This is a genomic window from Viridibacillus arenosi (assembly GCF_001955655.1).
Lineage (GTDB): Bacteria > Bacillota > Bacilli > Bacillales_A > Planococcaceae > Viridibacillus > Viridibacillus arenosi.
The window spans coordinates 365,175-383,099 of record NZ_MSPW01000002.1; the positions used below are offsets into that span (position 1 = coordinate 365,175).

The 17,925-nt window shown below is 36.4% G+C and carries 19 protein-coding genes; 16 read left to right on the plus strand and 3 right to left on the minus strand.

Translation table 11 applies throughout. The features are described from left to right. The first annotated feature begins 8 nt into the window (after nt 1–8). The 7 genes from BK137_RS05630 to BK137_RS05660 all read left to right on the plus strand — a co-directional run bounded on the left by BK137_RS05630 (nt 9) and on the right by BK137_RS05660 (nt 5,940). The gene (locus BK137_RS05630) at nt 9–581 is read left to right on the plus strand and encodes a nicotinate-nucleotide adenylyltransferase (RefSeq protein WP_038187203.1); all 573 of its coding nucleotides are present in this window, start codon (nt 9–11) and stop codon (nt 579–581) included. After that, nucleotides 568–1,146, plus strand: coding sequence for a bis(5'-nucleosyl)-tetraphosphatase (symmetrical) YqeK (gene yqeK, locus BK137_RS05635; RefSeq protein WP_038187200.1), 579 nt, complete (start codon nt 568–570; stop codon nt 1,144–1,146). The genes BK137_RS05630 and yqeK overlap by 14 nt, the downstream gene beginning before the upstream one ends. After that, entirely contained in the window at nt 1,143–1,487 is a 345-nt protein-coding gene (gene rsfS, locus BK137_RS05640) for a ribosome silencing factor (protein WP_038187197.1), read from the plus strand. The genes yqeK and rsfS overlap by 4 nt, the downstream gene beginning before the upstream one ends. Beyond that, nucleotides 1,484–2,221, plus strand: coding sequence for a class I SAM-dependent DNA methyltransferase (locus tag BK137_RS05645; protein ID WP_038187194.1), 738 nt, complete (start codon nt 1,484–1,486; stop codon nt 2,219–2,221). Before rsfS ends, BK137_RS05645 begins: the two co-directional genes overlap by 4 nt. A gap of 232 nt (nt 2,222–2,453) precedes the next feature. Then, complete coding sequence (locus BK137_RS05650; RefSeq protein ID WP_235175757.1) at nt 2,454–2,987, plus strand: helix-hairpin-helix domain-containing protein; 534 nt, start codon at nt 2,454–2,456, stop codon at nt 2,985–2,987. 71 nt (nt 2,988–3,058) lie between these two features. Beyond that, on the plus strand, nt 3,059–3,640 hold the full coding sequence (locus BK137_RS05655) for a ComE operon protein 2 (RefSeq protein ID WP_038187191.1): 582 nt from the start codon (nt 3,059–3,061) through the stop codon (nt 3,638–3,640). 119 nt (nt 3,641–3,759) lie between these two features. Continuing rightward, nucleotides 3,760–5,940: a DNA internalization-related competence protein ComEC/Rec2 gene (locus tag BK137_RS05660; RefSeq protein ID WP_235175756.1), complete on the plus strand. Its 2,181-nt coding sequence runs from the start codon at nt 3,760–3,762 to the stop codon at nt 5,938–5,940. A 21-nt stretch (nt 5,941–5,961) separates the two neighbouring features. Here the strand turns inward: BK137_RS05660 and BK137_RS05665 are convergent, their stop codons facing one another. Further along, complete coding sequence (locus tag BK137_RS05665; protein WP_038187184.1) at nt 5,962–6,096, minus strand: YqzM family protein; 135 nt, start codon at nt 6,094–6,096, stop codon at nt 5,962–5,964. A 163-nt stretch (nt 6,097–6,259) separates the two neighbouring features. Between BK137_RS05665 and holA the strand changes: the two genes are divergently transcribed. Further along, entirely contained in the window at nt 6,260–7,270 is a 1,011-nt protein-coding gene (holA, locus tag BK137_RS05670; RefSeq protein WP_038187182.1) for a DNA polymerase III subunit delta, read from the plus strand. A 467-nt stretch (nt 7,271–7,737) separates the two neighbouring features. On the opposite strand, the gene BK137_RS05675 is transcribed toward holA, so the two are convergent. Next, nucleotides 7,738–7,929, minus strand: a complete 192-nt coding sequence (locus BK137_RS05675; protein ID WP_038187180.1) for a hypothetical protein — start codon at nt 7,927–7,929, stop codon at nt 7,738–7,740. A gap of 358 nt (nt 7,930–8,287) precedes the next feature. After that, nucleotides 8,288–8,536 (minus strand): 30S ribosomal protein S20, encoded by a 249-nt coding sequence (rpsT, locus tag BK137_RS05680; RefSeq protein WP_038187177.1) that lies wholly within the window; start codon nt 8,534–8,536, stop codon nt 8,288–8,290. Between the two features lie 164 nt (nt 8,537–8,700). On the opposite strand from rpsT, the gene gpr reads away from it, so the two are divergent. From gpr to dnaK, 8 genes are all read left to right on the plus strand, one after another. Then, on the plus strand, nt 8,701–9,717 hold the full coding sequence (gpr, locus tag BK137_RS05685) for a GPR endopeptidase (RefSeq protein WP_038187175.1): 1,017 nt from the start codon (nt 8,701–8,703) through the stop codon (nt 9,715–9,717). A gap of 55 nt (nt 9,718–9,772) precedes the next feature. Then, complete coding sequence (gene spoIIP / locus BK137_RS05690) at nt 9,773–10,597, plus strand: stage II sporulation protein P (protein WP_038187173.1); 825 nt, start codon at nt 9,773–9,775, stop codon at nt 10,595–10,597. 62 nt (nt 10,598–10,659) lie between these two features. Then, nucleotides 10,660–12,495: a translation elongation factor 4 gene (lepA, locus tag BK137_RS05695; protein ID WP_038187170.1), complete on the plus strand. Its 1,836-nt coding sequence runs from the start codon at nt 10,660–10,662 to the stop codon at nt 12,493–12,495. 350 nt (nt 12,496–12,845) lie between these two features. Next, on the plus strand, nt 12,846–12,995 hold the full coding sequence (locus tag BK137_RS22215) for a hypothetical protein (protein WP_155981197.1): 150 nt from the start codon (nt 12,846–12,848) through the stop codon (nt 12,993–12,995). Between the two features lie 167 nt (nt 12,996–13,162). After that, a complete protein-coding gene (gene hemW, locus BK137_RS05700; RefSeq protein ID WP_038187166.1) occupies nt 13,163–14,299 on the plus strand; it encodes a radical SAM family heme chaperone HemW in 1,137 nt (378 codons plus the stop codon). Nucleotides 14,300–14,394: 95 nt separating this feature from the next. Beyond that, nucleotides 14,395–15,420, plus strand: coding sequence for a heat-inducible transcriptional repressor HrcA (gene hrcA / locus BK137_RS05705; protein ID WP_038187163.1), 1,026 nt, complete (start codon nt 14,395–14,397; stop codon nt 15,418–15,420). Nucleotides 15,421–15,446: 26 nt separating this feature from the next. Next, complete coding sequence (grpE, locus tag BK137_RS05710) at nt 15,447–16,037, plus strand: nucleotide exchange factor GrpE (RefSeq protein ID WP_038187160.1); 591 nt, start codon at nt 15,447–15,449, stop codon at nt 16,035–16,037. Between the two features lie 44 nt (nt 16,038–16,081). Then, entirely contained in the window at nt 16,082–17,914 is a 1,833-nt protein-coding gene (gene dnaK, locus BK137_RS05715; protein ID WP_038187159.1) for a molecular chaperone DnaK, read from the plus strand. The last annotated feature ends 11 nt before the right edge of the window (nt 17,915–17,925 follow it).

Below are 17,925 nucleotides of genomic sequence, written 5' to 3' on the forward strand. Positions count from 1 at the left end.
TTGGTTTTATGCGACGAATTGGATTATTAGGTGGTACGTTTAATCCACCTCATATTGGACATTTAATAATGGCAAATGAAGTATATGATGCACTTGGTCTGGATGAAGTAAGGTTCATGCCTAATGCCATACCACCTCATAAGCAAACGACTAACGATGCCACTGCTGAAGACCGTCTGAAAATGACGGAGCTTTCTATTGCTTCGAATAAGCACTTTAAACTTGAGCCTTTTGAGATAGAGAGTGGTGGCATTTCATATACGTATGAAACGATGAGGAAGCTCACTGCAAGTGAACCAGACTGTGAATTTTATTTTATTATCGGTGGCGACATGATAGATATGCTTGATCACTGGTATAAAATTGATGAACTACTGGAGCTTGTGAAGTTCGTTGGTGTTAAACGTCCTCATTCGAAAGCAGAAACAACATACCCCGTGCAAATAATAGATGCGCCACTTATTGAGTTATCTTCAACTATAGTTCGTGAGCGGGTGCAGACAAATCGCACAATTACTTTTTTAGTACCAACAGAAGTTGAACAGTATATACGAGAGGAAGGGTTATATGGAACGCGATGAATTATTATTAGCGATGAAAGACCGTATGCCCGAAAAACGTTATATCCATACAATTGGTGTTACTGAAACGGCAATTACATTGGCAGAACGCTTTGGGAGCGATCCGAGAAAAGCAGAAACTGCAGCAATTCTTCATGATTCATGCAAGTATGCTGATCGAGATTGGATGAAATCGAAAATTATCGATAAAGAGATGGATCCGACTCTATTGAAATACCATCATGAACTTTGGCACGCACCAATGGGAGCTTATGTTGCGAAAAAAGAATTTAATATAGATGATCAAGACATACTAAACGCTATCTGCTACCATACAACAGGACGTAAAGGGATGAGCGATTTAGAGAAGATTGTCTATATTGCAGATATGATAGAACCAAATCGTCGATATCCTGGTGTAGAAGACTTACGTGCTGCTGCAAAAGATGAGGATTTAAACGAAGTGATGATTGCGTGTATACGTCATTCCATCATGTTTTTAATAAATAAAAATCAACCGGTATTTCCGGATTCATTCAAATGTTATAACGATTTGATGTTAAAGAGAGGACAAGTGAAAGAATGACTAAAACTTTACTACAGCTTGCATATAAAGCGGCAGACGATAAACGTGCGGAGGATATCATCGTAATGAATATGCAAGGAATTTCACCATTAGCAGATCATTTTATCGTTTGTCATGCCAATTCTGATCGTCAAGTGCAAGCAATTGCACGTGAAATGGTAGATGTAGCACATAAAGAAGGCTATGAAGTAAAACGTATAGAAGGTTTTGACGCAGCTCGTTGGGTATTAGTAGATATGGGTGATGTTGTGGCACACGTATTCCACCGTGATGAACGTACTTTTTATAACTTGGAACGCTTATGGGGAGATGCTCCATTCGTCGATGTTGATGAGCTATGAGTAGTTACCAGCGTTTTGCCGAAGTATACGATACATTAATGACAGATATCCCGTATGATCAGTATGTAGATTGGGTAGTGAAACATGCACCGAGCACAACTGCACCAAAATTATTAGATGTTGGTTGTGGTACGGGCGTAACGGCTGCAAAATTTGCACGACAAGGATATGCTGTTAGTGGTGTCGATTTATCGGAAGAAATGCTAGCGATTGCAAGTGAACGCTTTATGGAAGAACAACTAACTATTCCATTGTTTTGTCAATCAATGGACGAGCTAGATGGGTTTTCTGATTTAAATGTTGTTACGATTCCAATTGATTCCTTGAACTATTTAAAAGATGAAGAGGCTGTGGTAGCTACATTTGAACGCATTTATGAGTCACTTTGTGATGGTGGTCATTTATTCTTTGATGTTCATTCTTTATTCAAAATGGATGTCATTTTCTTAGATGGTCCATTTACGTATGATGACGGAGAAATTACTTATATTTGGGATACAGAATCAGGGGAAGCTCCGCATTCAGTTCACCATGATATGACGTTTTACGTACAAGCAAATGAGCAACTTTTCGAACGATTTGAAGAGTACCATTACCAACGTACATTTCCTGTTGAGCAATACGTTAAATGGCTTAGTGACGCTGGATTTTCTAATGTGTCAATTACAGCAGATTTTACGGAAGAAGCACCAGAAGCAGAATCTGAACGATTATTCTTCCACGCTGTGAAATAATCTCTTTTCAATTACTAAAAAATACTATAATATGGAATTAGCTTCGTATGTTATGCCTTCTGAAAAGAAAGGATGGTGCGGACTAATTCCTTCTTTTTTGAAGCAGTATGGCAAAAAGTATCTCCTCCCAGGGATCTTGATTTTGTCGTGCTTTTTTTATTTCTACTTCTCCCAAAACCAGTCGGACACTCCCCAAACCGACATTTTCGAAACAATCCCAGAAAAAACAAAAGTGGAAGAACCATTAAATACAGAGCAACAAGAGTTACAAGGTATTATTGCGGATACATCCATAATTGTGGATGTCAAAGGTGCAGTCAAAAACCCTGGTGTTTACTCATTATCTGCAGACAGTCGAGTGATTGACGCAATTTTACTTGCTGGAGGCTATTCAAAAAATGCTAATTCAGTAAGTATCAACCATGCTCAAAGGTTGCAAGATGAAATGGTTATTTATGTACCCAAAATAGGTGAAGAACCTTCGGAAATACAAGCCATTGCTAGTGTTCAACAATCGACTCCCACCCCTTCTACTCAAACAGGTAGTGGTAGTCAAACTGGCAGTCAGTCAGATAAGGTCAATTTAAATACGGCTGATGAAGCAACACTAATGACTTTAAATGGTGTCGGACCTTCAAAAGCAAAAGCGATTTTAAGTTATCGTGATGACAGCGGTCCTTTCAAAACGATAGAAGATTTAAAAAATGTCACGGGAATAGGCGATAAAACGTTCGAAAATTTACGAGACTTTATTACCGTTCAATAAATGATCCATTGACGGTTCTAGTTGGTTATGGCTAAATTTATAGTAGAACGATTTATTCAGGAGGCATTCATATGGAGCGTATTACTTGGGATCAATTTTTCATGGCACAAAGCCATTTATTAGCATTAAGAAGTACATGTACAAGATTAGCTGTTGGTGCGACAATCGTGCGTGATAAACGTATTATTGCAGGGGGCTATAACGGTTCGATTTCTGGAGATGATCATTGTATCGACAAAGGATGTTACGTTGTGGACAACCATTGTGTTCGTACAGTACATGCAGAGACAAATGCATTATTGCAATGTGCAAAATATGGCACATCAACAAATGGAGCAGATTTATATGTGACACATTTTCCTTGTTTACCTTGTACAAAATCTATTATTCAATCAGGAATTCATAATTTATATTACGCAACGGATTACAAAAACAACGAGTATGCTATTGAATTGTTTAAGCAAGCTGGTGTTAATGTTGTACATGTTCCTTTTGATGATCGTAAGATTGACTTCTTAAGCAATGAGAAAATGGCGCTGTACGTCGAATTATTAAATAAGCTACGTGACAGCGGTGCTTCCAATGAGGAATTGGCCCCTTTTGAAGAGAAGGTGAAAGAGCTATTTGGCTTACAAATATCCGACATAAAATAATCTATTTTGCTTTGCCGGTTCTATTAGCAACGATAGCTGCTCATGAATCGGCAAAGTTACTATTTATACTAATCCCCTATAGTATTTGGCTATATTTAAAAAAAGAAAAAGTAGCCATAATGTTATGTATCGCTATTGTTACTCTCTCCTCTTATAGTTATTTCTCACATATTTTATCTACAAGACTTACCCCTATTCCACACGTTACAAATATTACTTGGACTGATCAATATAAGGTGAATGGACAAAAGCTAAGAGGCTTTGCGAAATTGCCGAATGGTCAAAGAGTATATATTATTTTCACTATCCAATCAGAACAGCAAAAGAAGAAATTTGAAGGACAATCATTAAGTGGCTCAGTTTTTCAAGTTTCAGGCGAATTAGTCCAACCCTCGATGCCTGTACATCGTTACGCTTTTTCTATGGCAAACTATATTGAAAGTAATGGTGCGCAAGGTATTTTTGAAGTGAGAAGTTTTCAATTTGTGAAAAAAGAAAAATCACTCTCTACATTTTTTGCAGAACAAAGGTTCAAAGTGAAAAAACATATAGAAAATACATTTCCAGAAAGTTTAGTAGCTGAAGCACAGTCTCTAATAATTGGTGAACGTGAAAATGTCGAGACAGATGTTGAGCGAGCATATCAGAAACTTGGTATAACACACCTCTTTGCCATCTCAGGCTTGCACGTTGGGCTCGTTTCGGTGCTTGTGTATGAATTATTGCTGAGGTTTCATATACGTAGAGAACATGCGACATGGGTTCTTATCATTGCGTTACCTATTTATGCTTGTTTAGCGGGTGGTGCACCGTCTGTATGGCGAGCGGTGTCTGTCGTAGAACTAGTAATGCTAAGTAGAATTGTCTCGAATCGCTTAGCAATTGATGATGCGCTAGCGTTGAGTTTTATTGGATTTGTGCTATTACAGCCAAGTGTTGTGTTTCAAATTGGCTTTCAGTTATCTTATCTGGCTACTGTGTCGTTATTGTTTTCGGGGAAGATATTTTTGTTAGCGAGAAATACCTGGCAACAATCATTTGCGATTACTTTTGTTTGTCAGTTACTCGTCTATCCCTTACTTTTGTATCATTTCTTTGAAATCAGCTTGTCTTCATTCATTGCAAATATCTTTTTTGTTCCGTTATTTTCATTTGTCGTGTTGCCTGCAAATTTATTATTGTTACTGCTAACATATGTGGCTAAACCATTGGCATGGCTTTGTTTTCTCATTTATGAACCTGTTCGTGGGTTATTGTCCGTATGTATTATGTCGTTACAGGCTATTCCGTATCAAATGTGGACGCCTGGAAGACCCTCATTGTGGCTCCTACTTCTAGCATTTGTTAGTGTCATTGTAGTATTACTGCAAGTAGAACAGAAGAAACATTGGTTCCTGATTACCTTGACACTTTTAATTCCTGCTTTTTTTATTCATGAAAGTCCTTCTTGGCATCAGAATTTGAAAATTACATTTTTAAGTGTCGGACAAGGAGACTGTACTATAATTGAATTACCATTTCGTAAGGGAATTTATGTAATAGACACAGGAGGAGTACTAAGGTTCGATCAGGAGGCGTGGAAAGAGTCTAGAAAGCCTTATGAAGTTGGCAGAGGTATTGTTGTTCCTTATTTAAAAGGAAGTGGTATAGGAGCAGTAGATAAGCTTATATTGACACATGCTGATGCAGACCATGCTGAAGGTGCCGAAGAGGTTATGGAGGAAATTCGAGTTAAGGAAATTCATGTGTCCCCAAACTCTTGGCAAATGTCAGTTATGAAAGATGTTGTAGACTTCGCACAAAAGAAGAGAATCCCAATTCGTGAACAGATTGCAGGGAGGAGTTGGAAACACGGGGACACTACATTATCTTATTTATCTCCAACTGATTTGATTTATGAAGGCAATGATGACTCACTAGTTTTAATATTACAACATTCTGGTTTTCAAGCTTTGTTCACAGGTGATTTAGAACAATCAGGGGAATTGACCTTGGTAGATAATTATACTGAGGCTATTTCGGATATGGACATTTTGAAGGTGGGACATCATGGCAGCAAAACGTCTTCAACTAAACCTTTCTTAAATTTAGTACAGCCTCGATTATCGATATTTTCTAGTGGGTTAAATAATCGATACGGTCATCCGAATAAGGATGTTGTTGCGAGGTTTGAGGAGATGAAGTTACCAACTTTAAATACGGCTGAGGTGGGAACAATTGAAGTAACGGTTACAAAGAATGGGTTTACAGTGTTTAAGACAATTAATCTGCACAAACAGAAAAAGACATCATCAAAATGACAATGTCTTTTTAACTGTATCTTATAAAGCTGCGTAATCGATGACAGTCGCAATGATGAAAATAAGTGCGAAAAATACGAATGATACGCCAAAACCTACTCCTGAATCGATTGCGTCGTTACGCTTTGATTGTACATTTTCTTCAAATGGATTCATTGCTACCCCTCCTAATTCTCATTAATTATACGGTATGCCTATTAAAAAAGCTATATTGAAAAGGTAAAAATAGATGCCTGCTCTAGATTGACACAATTTGTTCAAACTCACAAAATGAGAAAATTACGGTATACTATAATCAATGTCAATTTGAGGTGAGACTATGTTTTCAACATTATGGAAAAGTATAAAAAAGGGAGATTTACAGCCAGTCTATTTACTTGCGGGCGCAGAGTCTTATTTTATAGATGAAACAATCAGGCGTATTAAAACGAGACTTGAAGAAGATGGAGATATTGAAACAATCACTATTGATTTAGATGAACAACCAGTTGATTATGTGATTGATGAATCTGATACGATCCCATTTTTCTCAAGCCAAAAACTAATCATTGCAAAAAATGCATCGTTCTTAAAAGCAACGGAAAAGGGTAAAGAGAAAATTGACCATGATCTAAAACGCTTAGAAAAATGGTTAGATCACCCGTCAGATACATCGATCACAATTTTCATTGCCCCTTATGAAAAGCTTGATGAGCGTAAAAAAGTTACAAAGTTAATGAAAGATAGAGCTGTTTATATGCTTGCTGAAACACCGAAAGAAAATGATTTAATGGTTTGGGTGCAAAATGAAGTAAGCCAGCAACAAAAAACTATTGAACAAAATGCCATTAGTAAATTAATTGAGCTAGTAGGTATGGACATGCTTCATTTACAATCAGAGATAGAAAAGCTGAGCTTATATTTAGGTGATGAAAATACAATTACGCAAGCTCTTGTTGAAGAAATGGTTGCGAAAACGCTAGAGCAAGATGCTTTTAAGATGCTCAATGCATATTTACACAGAGATGTTTCTAGCGCTTTAACGATTTACCATGATCTTATTCGTCAAAAGCAAGAGCCTATTGCGCTAGTAGCGTTACTTGCATCTCAGATTCGTTTAATGTCGAATGTTTATTATTTACTGAAAAAGGGATATCATTCGCAACAAATTGCAAAACAACTAAAGGTTAATCCTTATCGAGTAAAACGAATTGTTGAAGAGCGTCGTAAAATTTCAGAGGATAGTTTACTAAAAGCATTATTTGGATTAAGTGAAGTTGATTATCAGTTAAAAACAATGAGCGGTAGAAGAGAGCGTTATTTAGAATTATTTATGATGAAACCAATATAAGAGGAAAGCACTCTTTGTTGTAAGTGCATCAGTTTGTAGTCAAAAGGCATTCAGAATAGTCATATTCTGAATGTCTTTTGTTATTTTTATATATTTTGGTAATTTAAGAACTTCTTTTTCTTTTTGGATTTTTTACATCCATTATTTTCTATATAGTTATTTTTATTACATGTGTAGTTGATTGGAGCGGAGGTGGTGACTCCTGCGGGAAAAGCGGACAGTCCAAGACCCTGCAGGAGCATAGCGACGAAGCGACTTGGCGCCAGCCCGCGGAAAGCGTCCACCGTAGCGGAAATCAACGGTCTTATCTGATTAGAATGGAAAATGGACCGTTGATGACGTGAATTTCTTCAAGTTTATCTATTTTCTGAAGCACTTACAGATAGGAGTTTATAAGTCTTAATTGCTATTTTCTATAAAAAGAATAAATCGTTAAATTTTATAAGAACTTTTTTGCTAAATAATCCTTATGTACCTAATATAGCTGTTACTGCAATACTCCATACAATCAAAAGAAATGATGTTGTAAGCCAAAATGTATTCGTAGCAGTTTTTTCATCTCTCTTTATTTTTTTTAGGATTGCCACGAGATTTAGACAAAAAATAATGCTTAAAATTGGAGTTAAGTAAAAACTAATGAAGATAAATGTTATATCCATGCACAACACCTTCTTTCCAAATAAGTCCCTAAAACCGTACGAAGTACCTTTTGGTAATGAATTATAGTTTTTATTATAACAATATTTCCTTATATTGAAAGATTTATGGAAAATGGTTAATTAGAGTTTATTTGAATAAAATAATGCGAAGGTGATTACATGAATCCAAATAGCAACAAATAGTGTTGAAGATCTTTCGGTATACTAATACGAAATCACTTTATGTCGCCAAGTTGTACGGAGTTGTTCGTATTTCGTTAATAACAATATGCTTTAATGTAACTCTTGAAAAATATAAAAATTTAAACACAAAAAAAGACTAGAGAATTATCTCTAGTCCCTTTGAATCCATAATGGATTAAGCTTTTTTCATTAAACGAGCTTTTTGACGAGAAGCTGCGTTTTTGTGGATTAAGCCTTTAGATGCTGCTTTATCTAATGATTTAACAGCTACGCTTAAAAGTTCTTTTGCGTTATCTTCTTTAGCAACTAAAGCAGTTTCAGCTTTTTTCACAGCAGTACGCATAGCAGATTTCACTTGCGAATTTTGTGCATTAACTTTTGCGTTAGTTTTTACGCGTTTGATAGCAGATTTAATATTTGGCATTAACTTTCACCTCCTAAAAAGGATCGAGATGAGTAAATTCTCAACTGTTTCAAGTGTCTATACAACAGTCATCATTTTAGCAAATCATAGTATAAAAATCAAGCATCAAATGCAAAGAATATTTACTTGACAGTTAGAGCAAAATAAAAAGTGAGGTGATTAGTTTGGAAAATAATAAATGGTATCGAACAGATTTAGTAGATGAGACGGAAGAATTTATTAATCATAAGACCGCAGAAGAGCGTGAAACATTACGTGAATCTACAGGTATTAAGGTATTAGAGGAAGAGCGCGGACGCGTTAAAATTACACGTGTAGATGTTGATTCGAGTGGCGCAGAAGAAATAGGAAAGAAAGAAGGGACTTATTTTACTTTTACCGTTCCGACATTAACACCAGATGATGAGGAAGGGTTCAAGCAACTGGGAGAAGTTTTAGCAGAGGAATTGACAACACTTCATCCTTTTATTAAAGATAACAAGGATGGCAAAGTGCTTATCATCGGACTAGGGAATAAGACGATTACACCCGATGCAGTAGGGCCGCTAGCTATTGATGAGTTACAAAATAGTGCAACATCCATTCAAGAGCGTTGTATTATTTATGCTCCCGGAGTAACAGGACAGACTGGCTATGAAACGAGTTCATTTATAAAAGCATTAGCTGAGCAAATAAAACCTGAACTAGTTATTGTTGTAGACGCACTTGCAACAAGAGCAAGTAACCGACTTTGTAAAACCATTCAAATGACAGATACGGGAATTCATCCTGGATCTGGTGTAGGTAATATGCGTAAAGAAATTTCAAAAGAAACAATTGGTTGTCCTGTAACTGCAATAGGCCTACCGACTGTTGTCGATGGGCCAGTACTTATCGCAGATGCTGTCGATACACTTTTCCAATCTATTGCAGCCAAAATACAGGAAAAAAATAGTCCATCCTCCGCTTTGTCCGTAACACCATGGAGACCATCAGACACGTCAAAAGTAGATTTAGAAGTGATTAAACCAATTTTTGGTGAATGGTCGACTTGGCCGAAAGAAGAACGTCTACAGCTATTTGAAGAGTCTCTCGTAGGGCACGACCGATTATTCGTAACACCGAAAAACATAGATGAGTGGGTACACAACTATGCATATCTGATTTCTGATACGTTAACGGAATGGATTGAAAGTACGTAGAATGTTCTAATTAGCTCCCCTCCTCCATACATTGATAGGAGGAGGGGGATGTTATATGCGACGGAAAATGCAAATGTGGATTGGTCTTCTATGCTTTTTCTTTATGCTTCCAATTATTACTGTGAAGTTACCAATCTGGCCACAACAAGAGGCAACAACAACATCATCAAAACAAGATACGAAAATAGTCTATGCTGCCAATACTGCCACTGAAAAAAATGCTTTGATAAATAATAAGGACGCTTCATTTAAAACACTAATATATTTCACACATTCCCATGAAGCTTACTATCCTATTTTGAAAAGCCAAAAACAGAAAATAACAGCCTATCATAACGCAACTAATGTTTTACAACTAGGTTCAGTCATTGAAGCTCATTTTAAACAAAATGATCTCTCAACTGATATTTTAGAAGTTGATACGATGACAGAAATGCAGAAGAAAAATATATCATTATATAAAGCGTATGATGCTGTAAGGCCATATGTGAAAAAACAATTAGATAAAAAAGAATATGATTTGGTGCTAGATATCCATCGTGATTCAGCAAATAAAAAAGCTACAACCACAACCTTAGATGGCGAAAAGTACGCACGTATCGCTATTGTTCTTGGTGCTGAAAATAAACAATACAAATTTAATGAAGCCTACGCGGACCAATTATCTGCGCAATTAAATCAACTAGTTCCTAATATCTCTAGAGGTGTTATGAAAAAAGAAGGTTCGGGTGTAAATGGTATATATAACCAAGATCTTTCGAAAAACCTGCTAGTCGTTGAATTAGGTGGAGTAGATAATACAGAAGACGAATTAAACCGTACTATTGCTATTTTAGCAAGAGCAATTTCGGAAGCATTTTCAAATCAAACTTCATCATAATATTGCATAAAATAGCTGTTCACTGCTATAATTCAAAATAGTTTATATAGGAGTGGACACGCATGAACAGAGAAGAACGTTTGAAACGACAAGAAAATATTAGAAATTTCTCCATTATTGCTCATATTGACCACGGGAAATCAACATTAGCAGACCGTATATTGGAAACTACCAAAAGTTTAACTTCCCGTGAGATGAAAAATCAGCTTCTAGATTCTATGGATTTAGAAAGAGAACGTGGCATTACCATCAAATTAAATGCAGTTCAATTACATTATCAAGCTAGAGATGGAGAGATTTATACATTCCATTTAATCGATACCCCTGGACACGTCGATTTCACATACGAAGTATCTCGTAGTCTTGCAGCTTGTGAAGGTGCTATTTTAGTTGTCGATGCAGCTCAAGGTATTGAAGCACAGACACTTGCGAACGTATATTTAGCATTAGACAATGATCTTGAAATTCTTCCTGTTATTAATAAAATCGATTTACCTTCGGCAGATCCAGAACGTGTACGTCAAGAAGTAGAAGATGTCATCGGGTTAGATGCATCTGAAGCAGTACTTGCTTCTGCTAAAGCAGGTATCGGTATTGAAGATATTTTAGAACAAATTGTTGAAAAAGTACCAGCACCTACAGGCGATCCTGATGCACCTCTAAAAGCTTTGATTTTCGATTCTTTATATGATTCATATCGAGGTGTAATTACTTACATCCGAGTTGTAGACGGAACAGTTAAAGCAGGCGATAAAATTCGTATGATGGCAACTGGAAAAGAATTTGAAGTTGTTGAAGTTGGAGTATCAACACCTAAGCCAACACTATGCAAAGAGCTAACTGTCGGTGATGTAGGTTTCTTAACTGCATCTATCAAAAACGTAGGGGATACGCGCGTAGGGGATACAATTACTTTAGCAAACAATCCTGCAACGGAACCATTAGCTGGTTATCGTAAGTTAAATCCTATGGTTTACTGTGGTTTATACCCAATCGATACTGCTAAGTACAATGATCTTCGTGATGCATTAGAAAAGCTAGAGCTAAACGACTCAGCATTACAATATGAACCTGAAACTTCACAAGCTTTAGGCTTCGGATTCCGATGCGGTTTCTTAGGTTTACTTCATATGGAAATCATTCAAGAGCGTATTGAACGTGAATTCAAAATCGATCTGATCACTACTGCACCTAGCGTAATTTACCATGTGCAGATGACAGACGGTTCTGAAGTTCAAGTGGACAATCCGTCAATGATGCCAGATCCACAAAAAATCGACCGTATTGAAGAACCATATGTAAAAGCAACAATTATGGTACCTAACGATTATGTTGGAGCTGTTATGGAAATTTGCCAACGCAAACGTGGTAATTTTATGACAATGGATTATATTGATTCAACTCGTGTAAGCATTTACTATGAGATTCCACTTTCTGAAATCGTTTATGATTTCTTTGATCAATTAAAATCAAGTACGAAAGGCTATGCTTCTTTCGACTACGAATTAATAGGCTATCAGCCATCTAAATTGATGAAAATGGATATCCTTTTAAATGGTGAACAAGTCGATGCACTTAGCTTTATTGTACACAACGATTTTGCATATGAACGAGGTAAGGTCATCGTTGAAAAGTTAAAAAATCTTATTCCACGTCAACAATTTGAAGTGCCAATTCAAGCTGCAATAGGACAAAAAATTGTGGCGCGATCAACTATTAAAGCGATGCGTAAAAACGTTTTAGCTAAATGTTACGGTGGCGATATTTCTCGTAAACGTAAACTTTTAGATAAACAAAAAGAAGGTAAAAAACGTATGAAACAAGTAGGTTCAGTTGAAGTACCTCAAGAAGCATTCATGGCTGTACTTAAAATGGACGATGACGCACCTAAAAAATAATATTAATTTATCAGCATGATGAATGAACATTAAGCGGTTATGCAGCATGGAGGTTTAATCCACCATATTGCATAACCGCTTTATTTATTTAAAACTGAAACTAAGATATTTTTTCTTAAAGAACAATTTTTAGGTTTAATGTGGGTTTAAAAGGGTAAATACATAATAAGAGTAAGAAAGTAAAACAATATCTGGATAAATTTCGACATTATTCGCTAAAAAGTGATATTTGAGGTATTCAAAATACAAAAGATTTGATAAGCTTAGTAAACACTATATATATAGTGAATTTATGAATTAATAAATGTAAGGAGTGAGTTCAAATCGAATATCGTGATGGAAACGACCGTTTGGATCGCTTAATGGCAACGTTAGAAGCTGAACTTTTGGCTTTTGAGGCGCGAGTGGCACATATGCAAGATAAATTGAATGAACTTAAACAAGTAGAACCAAATATACAGCAAGAGCAAGAGCTTATTAAATATAAAAAAGCAGTGTAGAGAAGTTACAGTGGGTATTATTATCGCTGTAACTTTTTTTATGTTTAAAAGAGATATTAATTCCATTGTTTTGCGTTTTAACTTAAATACTATAGAATGAAGCTACGTGTTTAATGAGTTAAATTACAAAAAAACGGACAGTTTTCGACAAGAAAGAAGGAATCAAATTGGCTAGAGGCGTTTATATACACATTCCATTTTGCCATCAAATTTGCAATTATTGCGATTTTAATAAAGTATTTTTCAAAAACCAGCCGGTGGATGAATATATAGAAGCATTAGGTATGGAGATGAAATTATGGTCTGAAGACAAAAAAGCTTTCAGTCATATAGAAACAATTTTTTTAGGTGGAGGAACGCCAACATCTTTATCACCAGCTCAACTCTCAAGACTTTTAACATTGATCAAGATGTACATTCCAATGGAACATGTAACAGAATTCACATCGGAGGCAAATCCCGATGAATTAACGAAAGAAAAATTAGAAGTGCTTTTTAACGGTGGTGTAAATCGACTAAGTCTTGGTGTACAAGCGTTTCAACCAGAGTTATTGAAAAAACTAGGGCGTACTCATTCCAATGATGATGTTTTTGAAACAATTAAGGCAGCAAAAAAAGTAGGTTTCAATAACATCAGCATTGATTTAATGTACGGACTACCTGGTCAAACGATGGATGAATGGAAAGAAACACTAAAAATTGCTTTTGACTTAAATCTACCACATTACTCAGCCTATTCGCTTATTGTAGAATCTAAAACGATTTTTTATAACTTGATGAACAAAGGGAAATTGAGTTTACCAGGTGAAGATAAAGAGGCAGATATGTATGAAGAATTGATGCAACAAATGGAAGCACACGGCTGGCATCAATACGAAATAAGTAATTTCGCCAAAGATGGACATTCTTCTATCCATAATCGTATTTATTGGGACAATGATGAATACGCTGGTTTTGGTGCAGGAGCTCATGGTTATGTCAATGGCATTCGTTATTCAAATCATGCACCATTAAAAAAATATATAAGTACATTAGAATCCGGTGAAAAACCCATACTAAAAACGCATGAAGTGACACATAACGAAAAAATTGAGGAAGAACTGTTTTTAGGTTTACGTAAAACAGCTGGAATTTCGAAATCTCATTTTGAAGAGAAGTTTGGCTGTACGATTGAAAGCGTTTATAGTGAAAAACTGCAATTGCTTGTTTCAGCAGGTCTTATTTCGAATGATGAAGTAGCTGTAAAGTTAACGAAAAAAGGTCGTTTTGTTGGAAATGAAGTTTTTGAAGAATTTTTATTATAAACACATGCGTTTCCGTTGACATAAAATAATAGATTTGATAAGTTAATTATAGTATTAGCACTCTTCTTGAGTGAGTGCTAACAGAGGTGATGATCATGCTAACAAATCGGCAGTTACAAGTATTGCAAGTAATCGTAGATGACTTCATTATGTCAGCTCAACCAGTTGGCTCTCGACAAATCTCGAAGAAGGAAGGCATTACTTTTAGTCCGGCAACCATTCGTAATGAAATGGCGGATTTAGAAGAACTAGGTTACCTAGAAAAAACGCATACTTCATCGGGACGAGTTCCGTCTGAAAAAGGTTACAGATTTTATGTGGATCACTTGCTAAAACCTCAAATAATTACAACAAATGAGATTCACAAAATCCAATCTGTTTTCCAAGATCGGATTATGGAAACTGAACAAGTCATTCGGAAGTCAGCTACGATTTTATCTGAATTGACGTCGTACACATCTATATTATTAGGACCAGATGTGCAGTTGCACAAAGTTAAACGATTTTCAATTGTACCTTTAACAGCTGATTCAGCAGTCGCTATTATCGTTACTGATAATGGACATGTTGAAAACCGTATTTTCTCTTTACCTTCGGATTTTTCACCGTCGGATATTGAGAAGGTTGTCAACATTTTAAACGAACGACTGATTGGCGTTCCGTTAGAGCAATTACAAATGAAGCTCGAACTTGAAACAGCAGCGGTTATAAAACAACATCTTGGGACATATGACGGATTACTTTCGTCATTAATAGACGTGACAGCACATCAATCAGAAGGTAAAATTTTCTATGGTGGCAAAACGAATATGTTCAATCAACCTGAGTTTCATGACATAAACAAAGTACGAATGCTTATGGAACTAATGGAAAAAACTACTCAAATCCAATCCATTTTCCCGTTGAACCAATCTGGGATTCAAATCCGTATTGGTTCTGAAAATAATCATTTAGCTATGGAAGATTGCAGTGTTATCACAGCATCTTACTCGGTAGGTGAGGGACAAAGTGGTTCAATAGCTATTATCGGGCCAACAAGGATGGATTATCGACGTGTCGTTGCATTACTCGACTTTATGAGTGGCGATTTAACGCGCCAACTGACACAAAAACCGAGGTAGAGAGCGACATTATAGGAGGATGAAAAGTGTCTAAAGCAAATGAATTTAAAAAGCAAGCAGTAGAAGAAAACACAGTTGTAGAAGAACAATTAAATGAACAAGAAGAAAACGTACTAGACGCTGAAGCTGAAGAAGTTATACCTGAACTAACAGTTGAGGAACAACATCAGGCGGAAATCACAGCTCTAGAGCAAAAGTTGGACGAATCAGAAAGTCGTTTCCTTCGATTACGTGCTGACTTTGACAATTTAAAACGTCGCGCACAAACTGAGCGCGTAGCACAAGAAAAGTATCGTGCGCAAAATTTGTTAACGGAATTACTTCCGGTATTAGACAATTTCGAACGAGCTTTACAAGTTGAGGCAACAACGGAAGATGCCGAATCCATGAAAAAAGGGATTGAAATGGTATACCGTTCACTAATAGAAGCAACAACAAAAGAAGGCTTAGAACCTGTAGCATCTGAAGGCGAAGCGTTTGATCCAAACATTCACCACGCAGTTATGCAAGAACAAGATGATTCTAAAGAGCAAGGAATCGTTTTACAAGAGCTCCAAAAGGGGTATAAGTTGAAAGACCGTATCTTACGACCAGCAATGGTTAAAGTTAATGAATAAAAAAATAAAATGAAAAAATGAATCAAATCTAGGAGGACTATGAAATGAGCAAAATTATCGGTATTGACTTAGGTACTACAAACTCATGTGTATCAGTATTAGAAGGTGGCGAACCAATCGTTATCGCTAACAAAGAAGGCGCACGTACTACACCATCAGTTGTAGCATTCAAAAACGGCGAACGTCAAGTTGGTGAAGTAGCAAAACGCCAATCAATTACAAACCCAAACACAATCATGTCTATTAAACGTCATATGGGTACTGACTACAAAGTAGATGTGGAAGGTACGGAATATACTCCTCAACAAGTTTCAGCAATGATCTTACAACATTTAAAAGACTTTGCTGAAGACTATTTAGGTGAAAAAGTAACACAAGCTGTTATTACAGTTCCTGCTTACTTCAACGATGCGCAACGTCAAGCTACAAAAGACGCTGGGAAAATTGCTGGTCTTGAAGTTGAACGTATTATCAACGAACCAACAGCAGCAGCACTTGCTTACGGCTTAGAAAAAACAGATGTAGATCAAACTGTTTTAGTATTTGACCTTGGTGGTGGTACATTCGACGTATCAATCCTTGAATTAGGTGATGGCGTATTTGAAGTAAAAGCAACAGCTGGTGATAATGCTCTTGGTGGAGATGACTTTGACCAAAAAATCATCGATTTCTTAGTTGCTGAATTCAAAAAAGAAAACGGTATTGATTTAGCTAAAGATAAAATGGCGTTACAACGTTTGAAAGACGCTGCTGAAAAAGCGAAAAAAGAATTATCTGGTGTAACAACAACTCAAATTTCACTACCATTCATCACTGCTGGTGAAGCTGGTCCATTACACTTAGAAGTTTCTTTATCTCGTGCAAAATTCAATGAAATTACTGCTGACTTAGTTGAACGTACTATGATCCCAACTCGTCAAGCATTAAAAGATGCTGGATTATCTGCTTCAGAAATCGATCAAGTAATCCTTGTTGGTGGTTCAACTCGTATTCCTGCAGTACAAGAAGCAGTGAAAAAAGAAACAGGTAAAGAGCCGCATAAAGGTGTAAACCCAGATGAAGTAGTAGCTATGGGTGCTGCAGTACAAGGTGGCGTATTAACTGGTGATGTAAAAGACGTTGTACTTCTTGACGTAACTCCATTATCACTTGGTATCGAAACAATGGGTGGCGTGTTCACTAAATTAATCGATCGTAATACAACAATCCCAACTTCTAAATCACAAACTTTCTCAACAGCTGCAGATAACCAACCTGCTGTAGATATTCACGTATTACAAGGTGAACGTCCAATGGCTGCTGATAACAAAACTTTAGGTCGCTTCCAACTTTCTGATATCCCTGCTGCACCACGTGGCATCCCTCAAATCGAAGTAACATTCGATATTGATAAAAACGGTATCGTAAACGTTAAAGCTAAAGACCTAGGAACTCAAAAAGAACAAACAATTACTATCCAATCTGATAGCTCATTATCTGATGAAGATATCGAACGTATGGTAAAAGAAGCTGAATTACATGCTGAAGAAGATAAAAAACGTAAAGAAGAAGCTGAACTTCGCAATGAAGCAGATCAACTTGTTTTCCAAGTAGATAAAACAATCGCTGACCTTGGTGAACAAATTACTGAAGATGAGAAAAAATCAGTAGAAGATGCTAAAGAAGAGCTAACAAAAGCAATTGAACTTGGTGAAATCGAAGGCATCAAAACTTCTAAAGAAAAATTAGAAGGTATTCTTCAACCACTTGTGATGAAAGTGTATGAGCAAGCAGCTCAACAACAACAAGCTGCACAAGGCGAACAAGGCCCAACAGCTGATAAGAAAGATGACGGTGTAGTTGATGCAGACTTCACTGAAGTTGACGATAACAAATAATGCTAAAAAAT